Here is a 14456-nt window from a genome sequence, read left to right as displayed (position 1 = left end):
TATTAGTTTTTCTGACGAGCCACGATGTGAATCGGTGTCCCGGTGAAGTCAAATGCTTTACGGATTTGATTCTCTAAATAACGTTTATACGAAAAATGCAACAACTCAGGATCGTTGACAAACAAGACGAACGTCGGCGGCTCGATGGCCACTTGAGTTGCGTAGTTGATCTTCAATCGTTGTCCTTTATCCGTCGGTGTCGGGTTCATCGCGACTGCATCGACGATGACATCGTTCAATACGCTCGTCGAGATACGACGGCGATGTGTTTCGGCCACTTGTTTGATGACAGGCAACAATGTCTGCAAGCGTTTTGACGTGAGCGCTGATAAGAAGACAACCGGCGCATAGTCGAGGAATAAGAATTCTTGACGAATCTTCTCTTCCATCTTTTTCATCGTCTTATCATCTTTTTCGACGGCATCCCATTTATTGACGACGATGACAATCGCCTTCCCGGCTTCATGTGCGAGACCTGCGACACGCTTGTCTTGCTCGATGATTCCTTCTTCCCCGTCGAGGACGACGAGAACCACGTTCGAGCGTTCAATCGCCTTTTGTGCACGCATGACACTATAGCGTTCTGTCGATTCATATACTTTTCCGCGCTTACGCATACCTGCCGTATCGATGATGACGTACTCTTGTCCGTCACGTGTGAACGGTGTATCAATCGCATCGCGAGTCGTACCCGCAATGTTTGAAACGATGACACGCTCTTCACCGAGGATTGAGTTCGTCAAGCTTGATTTCCCTACATTCGGGCGACCGATCAATGAGAACTGAATCACGTCTTCGTTGTATTCGTACTCGTCTTTTTCTGGAGCGAGTTCAAATACTTGGTCTAACAAGTCACCGAGTCCTAACCCGTGCGTACCCGAAATCGGGAACGGATCTCCGAATCCGAGGGAATAAAACTCATACATGAGATCTCGCATTTCAAAGTTATCGACTTTGTTGACGGCAAGAACGATTGGTTTATTCGAACGGAACAACAAGTTCGCAACCTCTTCATCAGCCGCCGTGATCCCTTCACGTCCATTCACCATGAAGATGATGACGTCCGCTTCATCGATTGCGAGTTCCGCCTGATGACGCATTTGAACGAGCAACGGCTCGTCCCCTACTTCAATCCCACCTGTATCGATTAAATGGAACTTACGGTTGAGCCACTCTCCTGTTCCGTAAATACGGTCACGTGTGACACCCGGTTTATCATCGACGATCGAGACACGATCACCGATGATACGGTTAAAAATTGTGGATTTTCCGATATTCGGACGGCCAACGATGGCCACTACTGGAATTCCCATAACAACACCTCACTAACTTTCTATCAAAATTTCATCATTTCATCATTTCGAAACGCAACTTACCTATCATATCACAGGCAAAATTAAGTGACCATACAAAAAGAAGCGGGAGTATGACTCCCGCTTGAACGATCATCTTATTTAGAGTCGTCCGAAGAATCATCACCTGTCAATTCCGAGACAGAGAATCCTCCTTGGTCGCTATATTCATCAAGTAACGCTTGATCATCATCTTGACGAGTCGGTTCAGATGATTCGAGCGCACGCATCGACAATGAGATTTTCTTATCATCGAGATGAACATCTAGCACCTTCACCTTCACTTCTTGGCCTTCTGACAAGACTTCAGACGGCGTCGCGATGTGACGGTTCGCAATTTGCGAGATGTGAAGCAGACCTTCCACTTGTGGTGCGACTTCGACGAACGCACCGAACGTCACGAGACGTTTGACAGTTCCTTCGATGACATCTCCCGGCTGGATCTTTCCTTCGATGGTTTCCCACGGACCAGGTTGTGTCTCTTTAATGGAAAGTTTCACTTTTTCATTATCTAAGTCGAGCCCGAGCACTTTCACTTTCACGCGGTCGCCTTCAGTTACGACGTCGCTCGGCTTCTCGACGCGGCTATGTGCCATTTCCGAGATGTGAACGAGACCGTCCACGCCACCGATATCGACGAACGCCCCAAAATCAGTTAATCGTTGGACTGTTCCTTCGATTACTTGTCCGACTTCAAGCGATTCGAGCGTTTCTGATTTCTTCGCGCTCATCTCTTCTTCAACAACTGCTTTATGTGACAAGATGACGCGATTTTTTTCGCGGTCAATCTCGACGACTTTTACGGTAATTGGGTTATTCAAGTATGACGAGAAGTCTTCGACGAAGTGACTTTCGACAAGGGATGCAGGGATAAATCCACGGATTCCAATATCGACGACAAGACCACCTTTGACCTTATCTTTCACCATCACTTCAAACACTTCACCTGATTCGAATTTTTCAACGATGCGATCCCATGCTGCTTCGGCATCGACGTCTTTTTTCGAAACGACTACTTCTTCGTCCGTGACCTTTTTCACTTTGACACGAATCTCGTCGTTCACTTGGAGTGATTCGTTTAAATCGTCTAGATGCATGCTTGATACTTCGCTAATTGGCAAAATCGCTTCGGTTTTATAACCGATATCGATCAGCGCTTGCTTATCCTCGATTTTGACGACTGTTCCGGTCACAATTTGACCACGATTAATTTCAAAATCAGGCATATCTTTCATTTCTTCGACCATTCCAACACTACCCCCTCACGATGAGTACAAAAAGGAGCGCCAAAGGCGCTTACACCTAGTATAAATCTCTTATAATTCCGAGAATTTGTCAAGGCGTTATGAAGATTGTACCTCTATTGAAAGAAGTTTAAACCTCAATTCTACAATCCGCTTTTTACTTCGTGAACGAGTGCTTCAAGTAGAGGTCGGCAATCGTATCCATGATCAAGTCGGCCGCTTCTTGCGCACTCGCCTTGCGTGCTTTCAATTCTGACAAGTCGATCGGCTTCCCGATAACGACACGGAGTTTCGCGCGAAACTTATACTTGCCAATGATGGCAATCGGTAAAATGTGTGCATCCGAACGCATCGCAAAAAAACCGACACCGGCTTGCGCCTTTCCAAGCGTACCGTCTTTTGAACGCGTTCCTTCCGGAAAGATAGAGATGACTTCATCCTCTTTCAACTTTTGAAGCACGACACGAAGCGCTTGTCGGTCACCTTCCCCACGAGATACTGGAATCTGACCTGCACGCTTCAAAATATGCTTCAGTACCGGGACACTAAAAAGTTCTTTCTTCGCAAAAAATCGGAGCGGACGCTGCTTTGGAATCGCACATGCGAGAAGCACCGGGTCCCAATTTGACTGATGGTTCGAACAGACAAGGATCGACCCGTCCATCGGAACATTCTCCCGACCGATGAATTCGACCTGAAACGATAAGCGTTGAATGACGTTCACGACGCCTCTCGCCAATCGATACATGCCGAACGGTCCATTGTTTAATGGCTTGCTCATGCTTTCACCTCTTCAATTAATCGTTCAATTGCTTGAACCACTCCGTCAATGGACAACGTCGTCGTATCGAGGAAATGGGCATCTTCAGCCTGACGGAGAGGCGCCACTTCACGCTCAGAATCGCGTTTGTCACGTAGCGCAATCTCTTCGATCAGTTGTTCATAGTCGCTCGGGATGCCTTTCGAGACATTTTCTTCATGGCGACGACGGGCACGTTCTTCGACCGAAGCGGTCATAAACACTTTTAAATCGGCATTCGGCAAGACATGTGTTCCGATATCGCGGCCGTCCATGACGACACCGCCTTCTTTAGCCAAATCACGTTGAAGGTCCATCAAGGCATCACGCACTTCAGGTTGACGTGCGACGAAACTGACGTTATTCGTCACTTCACTCGAGCGAATGACAGACGTCACTTCTTCCTCACCGTCAAATACGCGTTGTCCCTCTTCCGATGGGACGAGTCGTAATGACATGTCCCCGATCATCTGAGCAAGTGCTGGTCCATCTTCGAGCGCAATCCCTTCGTTCAAGGCGCGATACGTTACCGCCCGATAGATTGCACCTGTATCGATGTACACATACCCTAATTGTTTCGCAAGCGACTTGGCAATCGTACTTTTCCCAGCACCCGCCGGTCCGTCTAAAGCAATTTGTAATGATTTTTTCATACAAAACGGGTATCGAGTGTTCCCGATACCCTCCTCCTCTCGGTCAATAATCCCGAGAACATCATAACAGTTTTTTATCTTGAAGAAAATACAGACCCTGTCCGCTTTCGCGCTTCAAGCTGAACACGGAAGCAGTATCGTAAAATCGTCTCTTGGTCACGAGGGGTCAAATCTTCAAATGCCAGAGACAATTCTTCTTTCACTTCCTGTTTATGTATGCGCACAAGACGGCTCTTAAGACGGAAGTTCTGGGGCGAGCCATGCTCATCCTCAATTCGAAACACGACAATCAGGGACTCATCTACTTCGATTGGAGCGCGGTTGGCGATGATTTTCATCCCCCCAGCAGATATGTCAAGAGATGTTGTTTCGAACGATTCGAAACTTTCCTCATCGGTTGCAAGAACGGTCACGTCAATCATTTCTGGAACACGTAAATATTCACGACGCTGAATCCGTTTGATTTTTTTCTCGTCTGGCAAATTGAACGCATAGCGTAATGTCATTTGGGCATCGCTGATTCGCTTCACGACTTTCGTGTCGAATGCGAACAGCTGATTGTCTCCTTGGAAGAAAAAGACCCGCATGGCCTCCTCTTCATGTAAAAAAAATGTTTTGAGCGTCATCATGTCACTCGGCGACTCAATCCATACGACTTGATCGGTTATGGCTGCAATTTTCGTTTTCCCCTCTGCACGCCCTTCCACTTCGATTCTCAGTTCTTGACCTTCTTTTAACATACTGATTCTTCCCCTTTATTTAAATTGTCGACGATTGGACAAGTTTGCCGCTCGCACGAGTAAAAGTGCCACGGTCCATAAAATGACGATATAAAGCACGGCAGGAAGCTTTTGATTCGGTTCGAGTATCAAAATCAAATCAAACGTTCCATGGATGACCGTCGCAGAAAAGATTGCCATGAACAGCCAGAGCCGTTCTCGAATCGAATGCTTCGCTCGTCCTAAGCAGTACCCCATCACGACCGCGAACAAAGCGTGCCCGCTCACAGGCAGGATTGCTCGCCAAATCGCAATTTCTAATGAATCGTACACCCATAAGTATAAAAAATTCTCTAAAGTCGCAAAGCCTAATGAGCAGGCGACCGCATAGAGAATCCCGTCGTAGTAATCATCAAAGACTTTATGTATATATATTGTATAATAAATCATAAACCATTTAAAAAACTCTTCAAGCAGGGCAGTGGCGACATACGCCTGCCAAAACGGTCCAGTAAGCACTCCCTCTTCAACGAACGCATATTGGATAAACATGATCGGGAACACGAGAACGGCTCCGGCCACGAAAGAACGAATCACATATCCGAGCGGTTCTGCCTCCAACTCATGGCGTAGATAGAAGTAGGAAAGAAGGGCGAGCCCAGGTGCAACCGCAGACAAGGCGATTGCGATCATGATGCATCTCTCCTTTCTCTCCCTAGCATACACTGAATTGTCTGAAAGAAAAAGTAGAGAACGCCTAGAAAATGGAAATCTTCATAAAAATAATTAGGAGGACACTTATGAATCATTTATTACTGATCCACACCGGCGGTACTATCGCCATGTCACAATCCGGCACAGGACACGTCGAACCGAGCGATGTCAATCCAATCGACGCCACCCTTCCGAAAGCGACTGATATTGCTCACATTACAACAAAGCACTTTTCAAATATCCCGTCACCTCACATGACTCCAGAGAAGATGCTTGAATTGGCACAGTTCATCCAACGTGAACTGACACAAGACACGTATGACGGAGTCGTCATCACGCACGGTACCGATACATTAGAAGAGACGGCTTACTTCTTACAAATCACGCTCGGTGCGCCTGTCCCAATCGTGTTGACAGGAGCGATGCGGTCCTCGAACGAGGTCGGTTCGGACGGAGAATTTAATTTGATCACAGCGCTTCGCGTCGCAAAAAGCGAAGCGGCTCGTGGAAAAGGAGTGCTTGTCGTTTTCAACGGTGAGATTCATTCGGCATTCAACGTGACCAAAACGCACACGTCTTCAGTCGACACATTCAAGTCTGTGCACTTCGGTAACGTGGGTATGGTCACAAAGGACCACGTACTCATCTATAGTCAACCAGCAACGAGACAACCGAAAATGATTCCTTCCATCTCAAAACGTGTAGCCGTGTTGAAAGTCGTCGCAGGAATGGAACCAGATTTACTTGAATCTGTAATCACGCTTGGATACGACGGACTCGTCCTTGAAGTGTTAGGGCAAGGAAATGTTCCGCCGACCCTCTTGTCCGCACTAGAACATTTAGTCAAAGAGATTCCCGTCGTGATCGTCAGCCGTTGCTTCAACGGAATCGTTCAAGATGTTTACGGTTACGACGGGGGTGGCAAACAACTGAAGGAGATGGGTGTCATTTTTTCAAACGGATTGAATTCACAAAAAGCTCGTTTACGACTCCTCGTCGAACTCGAGTCCGGCTCATCCCAGTCAGTCATGGAACATAGCTTTAGCTTCCAGCAATAACCTTGCGCAACTGCGCCCCCTTCCCTACAATGAGCAAAGAGGTGATATTCAGTGAACAAACAAGCGATTATTGTAGGTGCCGGGCCATGCGGTCTCTCGGCCGCCATCGAACTGGAGAAGATCGGAGTCTCTTGTACGGTGATTGAGCGCGGAAATATTGTCGACGCCATCTATCGGTATCCGACGCATCAAACGTTCTTCTCTTCCGCGAGCTTGCTCGAGATCGGAGACATTCCGTTCATATGTAAGGATTTGAAGCCACGTCGTCAAGATGCACTCGTCTATTATCGAGAAGTCGTCACACGTACCGGTTTAAACGTCCACCCGTTCGAAACGGTCGAGTCGGTCGATAAAAAAAGTGACCGATTCATTGTGACATCAAGACATGAACGACGTGGCGAAACCATTCGCGAAGCGGACTATGTGATTTTAGCAACAGGCTATTATGGACGTCCTCGTCTGCTTGACGTGCCTGGCGAAACGTTGCCGCACGTCCATCACTATTTCAACGAGGCACATCCTTATTATCGACAACACGTCACGATCATCGGTGGGAAAAATTCCGCTGTCGATGCGGCAATCGAACTCGAAAAGGCTGGTGCCTTTGTGACGGTACTCTATCGAGGCGATTCGTATAGCCCTTCCGTCAAACCATGGGTTCTTCCAAACTTCGATTCACTCGTCCGTCATGAGAAAGTTCGAATGGAGTTTGAGGCGACAATCGAACGCATCACCGATGATGGCGTCTACTACCGGCAACACGGTGAAGAGAAGCATGTCTATGCAGATCATGTCTTCGCGATGACCGGTTATCAGCCTGACCACCATCTGTTCGAGAGTGCAGGCATTGTGATCGATGAAGAGAGTGGTGTCCCGACATACGATGAAGAAACGTTTGAAACAAATGTCGAACACCTCTTCATTGCGGGCGTGGTCGCAGCCGGAAACGATGCGAACAAAATCTTCATTGAGAACGGTAGATTCCACGGCAAGGCGATTGCCGATACGATTGCGAACCGCATTAACGTATAAAAAAGTTCGGTCAACTTGAGTTGACCGAACTTTTTTTGATTAGACCCAGCCACGGAAACGTGAGGCTTCCGCCATTTTGCGTACACCGACCATGTAGGCGGCGAGACGCATATCGACTTTACGGGCTGAAGATGTATTGTATACCGTATTGAACGAGTGAACGAGTACTTTTTCAAGTTTTTCCTCAACTTCTTCTTCCGTCCAATAGTAACCTTGGTTGTTTTGTACCCATTCGAAGTACGAAACCGTGACCCCACCACTTGACGCCAACACGTCCGGCACGAGGAGAATTCCACGTTCAGTCAAGATTTTCGTTGCTTCGTTCGTCGTCGGACCGTTGGCTGCCTCGACCACAATCGATGCTTTAATCGCGTCCGCATTGTCTTCTGTAATTTGATTCTCAATCGCAGCTGGGACTAAAATATCACAATCGAGCTCTAACATTTCTTTGTTCGAGATCGTGTTTTTAAATAATGTCGAAATCGTACCGAATGAATCGCGACGATCTAACAAATACGGGATATCGAGACCATTCTCATCATGGATAGCTCCGTAAGCGTCACTGACCGCAATCACTTTCGCCCCTGCATCGTACATGAATTTAGAAAGGAAACTTCCCGCGTTCCCGAATCCTTGAACGACGACCCGCGCACCTTTCAATTCGATTCCGCGACGAAGTGCCGCTTCACGAATCATGATGGCCACACCTTTTGCCGTCGCTGTCTCACGACCATGCGACCCGCCAAGAACGAGCGGTTTTCCTGTGATGAATCCAGGTGAGTTGAATTCATCGATGCGACTGTATTCATCCATCATCCATGCCATGATTTGTGAGTTTGTGAACACGTCCGGAGCCGGGATATCTTTTGTAGGTCCAACAATTTGACTGATGGCACGGACATATCCGCGACTCAAACGTTCAATTTCACGGAAACTCATCTCGCGTGGGTCACAGACGATTCCGCCTTTCCCACCACCGTAAGGCAAGTCTACGATTCCTGCTTTTAGACTCATCCATACTGATAATGCTTTGACTTCTACCTCCGTTACGCTCGGGTGGAACCGAATTCCCCCTTTAGTCGGTCCGACCGCATCATTATGTTGAGCGCGATAGCCTGTGAAGATCTTCGTTGAGCCATCGTCCATGCGAACAGGGATCCGAACGGTCAGCATGCGAAGCGGTTCTTTTAATAACTCGTACATCTCATCTGGATAGCCGAGTTTATCTAAAGCTTCGTGAATTACCTCTTGTGTCGATTCCAAGATGTTTTTTCGTTTTTGATGACCTTTTTCTTGATCCGTAATCATGAAGGTTTCCTCCCCTAAATTGTCAATTCTCCCCCAAGAATTAACCTCGTATTCGTTTAAAAGTATAGCTGATACGCGTTCAATTTGAAAGGGCTTTTCAAAAATAATGAAAGCGTTTTCTTGATGGATGGCGTAATCCAGATGTCTTACTTCGCTACGCGCTCAAGTGCGAGCTCGATAAAGCGTTCCAAAAGCTCACCGTACGAGATTCCGACTGTCTTGGCACTATCCGGAAACAGGCTAAGCGGCGTCATGCCCGGCAGAGTATTCGTCTCTAGAATGTAGGCTTTTCCCTCTTCTGAAACGAGGAAGTCAGAGCGCGAATATCCTGAACAACCGAGCGCGCGATGCGCAAGAACTGCCGCCTGTTGAACCTCCGATGTCAGCTCGACCGAGATTTCAGCCGGACAGACATGAATCGAACCACCTTCCGTATACTTCGATTCATAGTCGTAAAATTCATTTTTTGGAATGATTTCAATGACAGGAAGAGCCTCTTCTTTCCCAAAGTTCCCGATGACGGGAACTGTCAGCTCTTTCCCTTTGATGTACTGCTCGACAAGTACCGCTGAATCACAAGCAAACGCTTTTTCAATTCCTTCACGTAACATCGTTTCGTCCATTGCAATCGTCAGACCATTCGATGATCCTTCTTGCGCTGGTTTGACGACACATGGGAACTCCATTCCCCACTCAGCGACTTTTGCATCGATTGATTCTCGTGACTCGATTAAGACGTCACGAGCGACTCGGATACCGGATGCCGCGAAGATGATTTTTGCTCTCGCTTTATCCATCGCCAGAGCAGATGCCAAGACACCTGATCCCGTATAAGGAATTCCAGCCATTTCTAATAACGATTGCACACGACCATCTTCACCATACTTCCCGTGCAACGCACTGACGACGACGTCGACATCCAATGTTAACAGCTCGTTCGCCCGTTTCGGATGAAAGTCAATGGCCGTGACCTCATGACCACGTTCCGTCAACGCTTCTATCATCCCTTGCCCGCTCGTGAGAGATACCTCTCGTTCTCCTGACACTCCACCATATAAAACAGCGACTTTCATTCCAATCTCTCCTTCAACTAGCTACTGAAAATTCAAGTCTAATCATAACACGGACACCCTAAAAACAATAGGAACAGAAAAGTAAAAAAGCCGTACTCATGCGAATGCATCGTACAGCTCTTTCACGGCTTGTTCAGTTTGAATCGTCTTTCCGTATTCCATCATGACGTACGGACTGACCGTAGTCGTCTTGCCGTACTCGGACAAAATGGCCGCGAGTCGTTCTTCTACCTGCGAAGGAAGAACCTCAACGAAGTGAAGGTAGTAATGACCGTTGTAATGATAAAGCGTGCCACCCTGCTCGGTTTCATGTATATGCGGGAAAAGACGAATCGAAGCGTTGATCACATCTTCAATGTCCTCGAACTGATAAATCAAATGATGGATTACATCAATCGTTAATCGAATCTCGACCTGCTCGACATCGAGCTCAGCAATCGCTTCACCTTTTTGAACATCGATGACGAGTCCATCGCGAGGGAACATTGTCACATTCAAATCAACCGCTCCTTGCGGTGAAAATCCGTACTCACTTTCTGCTGTTTCAAGTAGTTCTTTCCACAGTTGTTGACCGTTTTCCCCTACGATCGTATCGATGGCGATTCCACGTAACGAGAGCTCATTCGCAGTCACATATACACGAAGATGTTCTTTTGTTTGTTTTTCAAATCTCAATCGAAAACCTCCAGTGAATAGTCAATCCTAATAATAAGCTACTCCCGTTTTCATCCCGTGTCAAATAGTTGATAACCATTTTGTCCACTCTTCAGGAGCGTCGCCAAGAAATGACCCATTGAATCGCTCTCTCTCCAGGCTGACTGCATATCCACCTGCACCGATTTTTAATTCAGCATGCTCGTTTTGAATATAATCCATCGCCTCTAACAAGTTCGGAATATGCTCAGTCAGCGTACATGCGAAGATGAGACAAGAAGTGTCGATATCATGTAACGCTTTACTCAAATCTTCTTTCGGGAAACCCGCTCCCAAAAAGATGACATCGTATCCATGTTGTCGCAAATAGAGCGTGACAAACAATAATCCGATCTCATGCATCTCCCCGGGTGCACAGACACACGTGATACGTGGCAGGAACGGGTTCATCGGCATTTGAAGGGACAGCGTCGAAAGCCGTGCTCGTAAAAATGCCGTGGCGAAATGCTCGTGGGCGATGGTAATCGAGCCATTCTCCCATCGTGAACCGATTTCCATGAGCAGTGGCCCAATCACATCCTTCGTCACTTTTTCAAAACTGAACGTATTAAACGCACGATTGATCAAATCATGAGCTGTCCGTTCATCAAATGAGAGCAACGCATGGAGCAGCCCGTCTTTCAATTCTTCATCGTATAGTTTGGCCGTTGTCGGTTCTGGTTCAGGCGCTTGATGAAGTTGTTGAATGGCTTGTGAGACAGAAAGCCCTTCTTTCTGCTTATCCACGACCCATTTGATTTTTTCGACATCTTGATCTGAATATAGGCGGTGACCGGATTCCGTTCGGCTCGGCACGATAAACTGATAGCGACGTTCCCAAGCCCGAATGGTCGTCGGATTGACACCGGTCAACGTCGCCACGGTTTTAATGGAGTATTTCGGCATTTCCGCCCTCCTCTCTTACTCGTTCTTATGATATAAGTATATCCTCAATGCAAGAGGTTTACCCCTTTTATTGTGCAATCGAGAATTTTTTAAGTATAAAAAAAGATGCGAACTCTGTTCGCACCTCGCTTAAAATATGGCATGTCGCCCGATATATATGAAAATGAGAATAATCGCTAGCATGGCGAAGGTCAATGTCATCGCCAACGGGCGCTTCATCCAGTTATCATTTAACTTCCTCTTCCGTTCGCCCTCTTGCCTCTCAGCTCGAGACGGCAACGTGTCCGCCAATTGCTCGCGTAAAGAATCCGCCTGATTCCGATGTCGCAACGTATGCCCTCCTTTACCTTTTTTATCATTTTACTATGATATTATTCAAAGGAAAAGATTTGCGTCAACCGAATTTTCCATTCTGTCACATTTTTTCGGACGATTTGTGTTGTATCCGGGAACAGAATCGGCCCACAAACATCACAACATTCTTCTTGATCGACTGTTTGTTCGGAGAAATAACGAAGCAAGTAATCGCGTCGGCATGTCCGGACGAGGGCATAATCCATCATCTGCCCGAGTTGACGATACCGATCTCGCTTTCTTTCTTTTACCCAATCGAGGGCTTCTTGAAGCGAACGTTCTGTCAACAATTGCTTCAGCAGGAGAAACTTCGGGTCTTCTTCGTTCATCCGTAACAATCTTGGTAGTTGCGCGAGTGACGTCCCATTCTCACGTTCAAAGTAGGCTAATCGCATGTCCTCATCTTTCGGATATTGACCGTCTATTAAAAACTGTTGAATGCGTTCGTCCCCGTCCGCATACAGGAGGACTGCAAACGCCGGATGACCATCGCGTCCCGCCCGCCCGATTTCCTGCATGTATGCCTCGACGGTAGCCGGCAATTGGAAATGAACGACGGAACGGACATTGTCTTTGTTCACACCCATCCCGAACGCACTCGTGCATACCATGACCGACACTTCGTCCCGTAAAAACTGCGACTGCACGAGTCGCCTGTCTTCCGTGGACATGCCTCCGTGGTAAAACAAAGCGTCCTCTAGCTCAAAGGCTAACGCCTCCGCTTCGCGACGGGTCGCCGTGTAAACGACTGCAGGTTTTGGAATCTCTTGAATCAACTCTTTTAATCGCTCAAGTTTCTTCTCTTTCTCCAATCGTTCAACCAACAATCGTATTTCCGGACGATTGGCGGAGTGGACGAATTGTTCGGGTGAGAACAGTGCCAACTTTTCAATGATGTCCTGTTTCACGCCTTCTGGCGCCGTCGCCGTGACCGCCATACATTGAGGGCTCCCAATCTGTTTTCTCAACTCACCCAAGCGTGCATACTCTGGCCGGAACTCATGCCCCCATTGCGAGATGCAGTGCGCCTCATCGATGACGAGCATTTGAATTTTTACATTCGCAAGGGCACGTGTCACATAGGGAACTGCCAATTGTTCAGGTGATAAATATAAAAAGCGGTAACGTTTCAAATGGTTGATGATATCCTGTTTTTCTTCAGCCGATTCCATCGACGTCAAACGGGCGACACCACGCTCTCCTCGTTCTCGTATATGAAGCATCTGGTCCTCAATGAGAGAGAGTAACGGTGAGACTATCACCGTGAGCCCTTCATTTTTGATGTAAGATGGGAGTTGGAACGTCAACGACTTCCCCGCCCCGGTCGGCATGACGGCTAATACATCCTGCCCTTCAACTACGGCGTGAATGATGTCGTGTTGCCCAGGACGAAACGAATCATACCCGAACACTCGTTTTAATGTCGCTTCATACAAAGCTCTCACCTCGTTTCAGTCTTGCGAAGACAAGTCGAATTTGAAAATAACTGACACGCTCCATTTTCTCAAATATCGGTTTGAGCGCCCAGCTGTTCGGATTCCGCAACTCTTCAATCGTGATCACATCCTCCATCGGTACAAATTGTTCGAGCGGGAAGACTTCTAAATACATCGCCATCTCGACGACATGGTCTTCAATCGTGCTCGTACGTAATCTCCGCTTCGCTTGAACCTGTTGGAACGTGTATCCCTTCAAGAAAAGTTCATATGACTCACGCGCTGAATAAGTCATCCGTTCTGTCGATAATCCGTACGTAAACCCACGTAGTTTGGCATCATCCGGCAAGACCATCAACAGTTCGTTCCATCCGGCCAAAAAATACAGACGAGCCGTCTCGGAATCAACATGAAGCAGGCTGGCAATTTGTTCATATGTCAGACCCGTATCAAACGCCCCTGTGAATCGATAGACGACGGCCGTCGCATACGGGTCACCAATTTGTTCAAGTGCTTGTTCAATCTCTTGATGAAACGTTCGCATGAGCGTTTTCCAATCTCGATCAAGATGTAACAACTGCTTAACCCATTTTTCTGCCGGACGATCGGCTTGAACAGGATAAAATGTACGGGCGTGTTCTTTTGACATGAACGTCTGCACGAACAAACTCAAGCGTTTCCATGTGGTCGCGTTATAATCACGGCGCTCCCCGCCCAACCGATTGAATAGTTGCTCCACCGATTCAGGTGAAGCTAGCAGTTCCCCCGCCTCTGTCAATCTAAATCGTTTACGATCGAGCCATCCTCTTTTCTCAAGTTGTTTTAGCACAGACTCGTACGAATAAGTCGTCTGCGGAAACTGTCCAAAAAGAGGCTCCAACTCGTAAAAAAATGCGTCCTGTAGCGTTGTGGCCGAGCGCTTTCCATTCAGGACATGGTAGAGACTTCGCTCACTCCGTTCTCCATTTAATCGTTTAATGGCCAGCAGTAGAACTCCATCCGCTAAATGAACCAAATCGTCACTTCCTTAAAAAAATCATTATCCTACCAAAAAGACGCTCGTTTCCTCATTGAAATAATTGGGTATGTAGACTACAATTACTCATAGTCAGTAG

Annotated in this window: 15 protein-coding genes and 1 pseudogene; 2 read left to right on the top strand and 14 right to left on the bottom strand. The window is 47.3% G+C overall.

All coding sequences use genetic code 11. The features are described from left to right. Positions 1 to 2: 2 nt before the first annotated feature. The 6 genes from der to prsW form a co-directional block, all read right to left on the bottom strand. Complete coding sequence (der, locus tag F3H97_RS03600; protein WP_015881461.1) at positions 3 to 1313, bottom strand: ribosome biogenesis GTPase Der; 1311 nt, start codon at positions 1311 to 1313, stop codon at positions 3 to 5. Positions 1314 to 1450: 137 nt separating this feature from the next. Beyond that, complete coding sequence (gene rpsA, locus F3H97_RS03595) at positions 1451 to 2599, bottom strand: 30S ribosomal protein S1 (protein WP_015881460.1); 1149 nt, start codon at positions 2597 to 2599, stop codon at positions 1451 to 1453. Between the two features lie 154 nt (positions 2600 to 2753). Continuing rightward, complete coding sequence (locus F3H97_RS03590; protein WP_196430565.1) at positions 2754 to 3377, bottom strand: lysophospholipid acyltransferase family protein; 624 nt, start codon at positions 3375 to 3377, stop codon at positions 2754 to 2756. After that, positions 3374 to 4048, bottom strand: coding sequence for a (d)CMP kinase (cmk, locus tag F3H97_RS03585; RefSeq protein WP_196430564.1), 675 nt, complete (start codon positions 4046 to 4048; stop codon positions 3374 to 3376). Before cmk ends, F3H97_RS03590 begins: the two co-directional genes overlap by 4 nt. 74 nt (positions 4049 to 4122) lie before the next feature. Continuing rightward, positions 4123 to 4788 carry a flagellar brake protein gene (locus tag F3H97_RS03580; RefSeq protein WP_074037195.1) on the bottom strand — a complete coding sequence of 222 codons (666 nt, stop codon included), beginning with the start codon at positions 4786 to 4788 and terminating at the stop codon, positions 4123 to 4125. A gap of 15 nt (positions 4789 to 4803) precedes the next feature. After that, positions 4804 to 5460: a glutamic-type intramembrane protease PrsW gene (gene prsW / locus F3H97_RS03575; RefSeq protein WP_074037196.1), complete on the bottom strand. Its 657-nt coding sequence runs from the start codon at positions 5458 to 5460 to the stop codon at positions 4804 to 4806. 107 nt (positions 5461 to 5567) lie between these two features. Here prsW and F3H97_RS03570 point away from each other — a divergent pair, with 107 nt between their 5' ends. Beyond that, entirely contained in the window at positions 5568 to 6539 is a 972-nt protein-coding gene (locus F3H97_RS03570; protein WP_159562121.1) for an asparaginase, read from the top strand. 51 nt (positions 6540 to 6590) lie between these two features. After that, entirely contained in the window at positions 6591 to 7571 is a 981-nt protein-coding gene (locus tag F3H97_RS03565) for a YpdA family putative bacillithiol disulfide reductase (protein ID WP_196430563.1), read from the top strand. 39 nt (positions 7572 to 7610) lie between these two features. On the opposite strand, the gene F3H97_RS03560 is transcribed toward F3H97_RS03565, so the two are convergent. The 8 genes and pseudogenes from F3H97_RS03560 to F3H97_RS03530 all read right to left on the bottom strand — a co-directional run bounded on the left by F3H97_RS03560 (position 7611) and on the right by F3H97_RS03530 (position 14356). Next, positions 7611 to 8879, bottom strand: coding sequence for a Glu/Leu/Phe/Val family dehydrogenase (locus tag F3H97_RS03560; RefSeq protein ID WP_015881453.1), 1269 nt, complete (start codon positions 8877 to 8879; stop codon positions 7611 to 7613). A gap of 146 nt (positions 8880 to 9025) precedes the next feature. Continuing rightward, a complete protein-coding gene (locus F3H97_RS03555) occupies positions 9026 to 9952 on the bottom strand; it encodes a D-alanine--D-alanine ligase (RefSeq protein ID WP_196430562.1) in 927 nt (308 codons plus the stop codon). A gap of 96 nt (positions 9953 to 10048) precedes the next feature. Continuing rightward, complete coding sequence (locus F3H97_RS03550) at positions 10049 to 10627, bottom strand: adaptor protein MecA (RefSeq protein WP_074037201.1); 579 nt, start codon at positions 10625 to 10627, stop codon at positions 10049 to 10051. Positions 10628 to 10687: 60 nt separating this feature from the next. Continuing rightward, a complete protein-coding gene (locus F3H97_RS03545; RefSeq protein ID WP_159562118.1) occupies positions 10688 to 11551 on the bottom strand; it encodes a MerR family transcriptional regulator in 864 nt (287 codons plus the stop codon). Between the two features lie 129 nt (positions 11552 to 11680). Next, positions 11681 to 11881 (bottom strand): hypothetical protein, encoded by a 201-nt coding sequence (locus tag F3H97_RS03540; protein WP_015881449.1) that lies wholly within the window; start codon positions 11879 to 11881, stop codon positions 11681 to 11683. 41 nt (positions 11882 to 11922) lie between these two features. Further along, positions 11923 to 12234 (bottom strand): RecQ family zinc-binding domain-containing protein, encoded by a 312-nt coding sequence (locus tag F3H97_RS15145; RefSeq protein WP_370568601.1) that lies wholly within the window; start codon positions 12232 to 12234, stop codon positions 11923 to 11925. A gap of 153 nt (positions 12235 to 12387) precedes the next feature. Then, positions 12388 to 13317: pseudogene (locus F3H97_RS03535) on the bottom strand (RecQ family ATP-dependent DNA helicase); the annotation flags it as partial. A gap of 16 nt (positions 13318 to 13333) precedes the next feature. Continuing rightward, positions 13334 to 14356, bottom strand: coding sequence for a YpbB family protein (locus F3H97_RS03530; protein ID WP_196430560.1), 1023 nt, complete (start codon positions 14354 to 14356; stop codon positions 13334 to 13336). Between the last annotated feature and the right edge of the window lie 100 nt (positions 14357 to 14456).

It is taken from the genome of Exiguobacterium sp. SRB7LM, assembly GCF_015712685.1.
In the GTDB taxonomy this organism is placed as follows: domain Bacteria; phylum Bacillota; class Bacilli; order Exiguobacteriales; family Exiguobacteriaceae; genus Exiguobacterium; species Exiguobacterium profundum.
The sequence above is the reverse complement of the archived record's forward strand: the minus strand, read 5'-3'. Positions and strand labels throughout refer to the sequence as shown.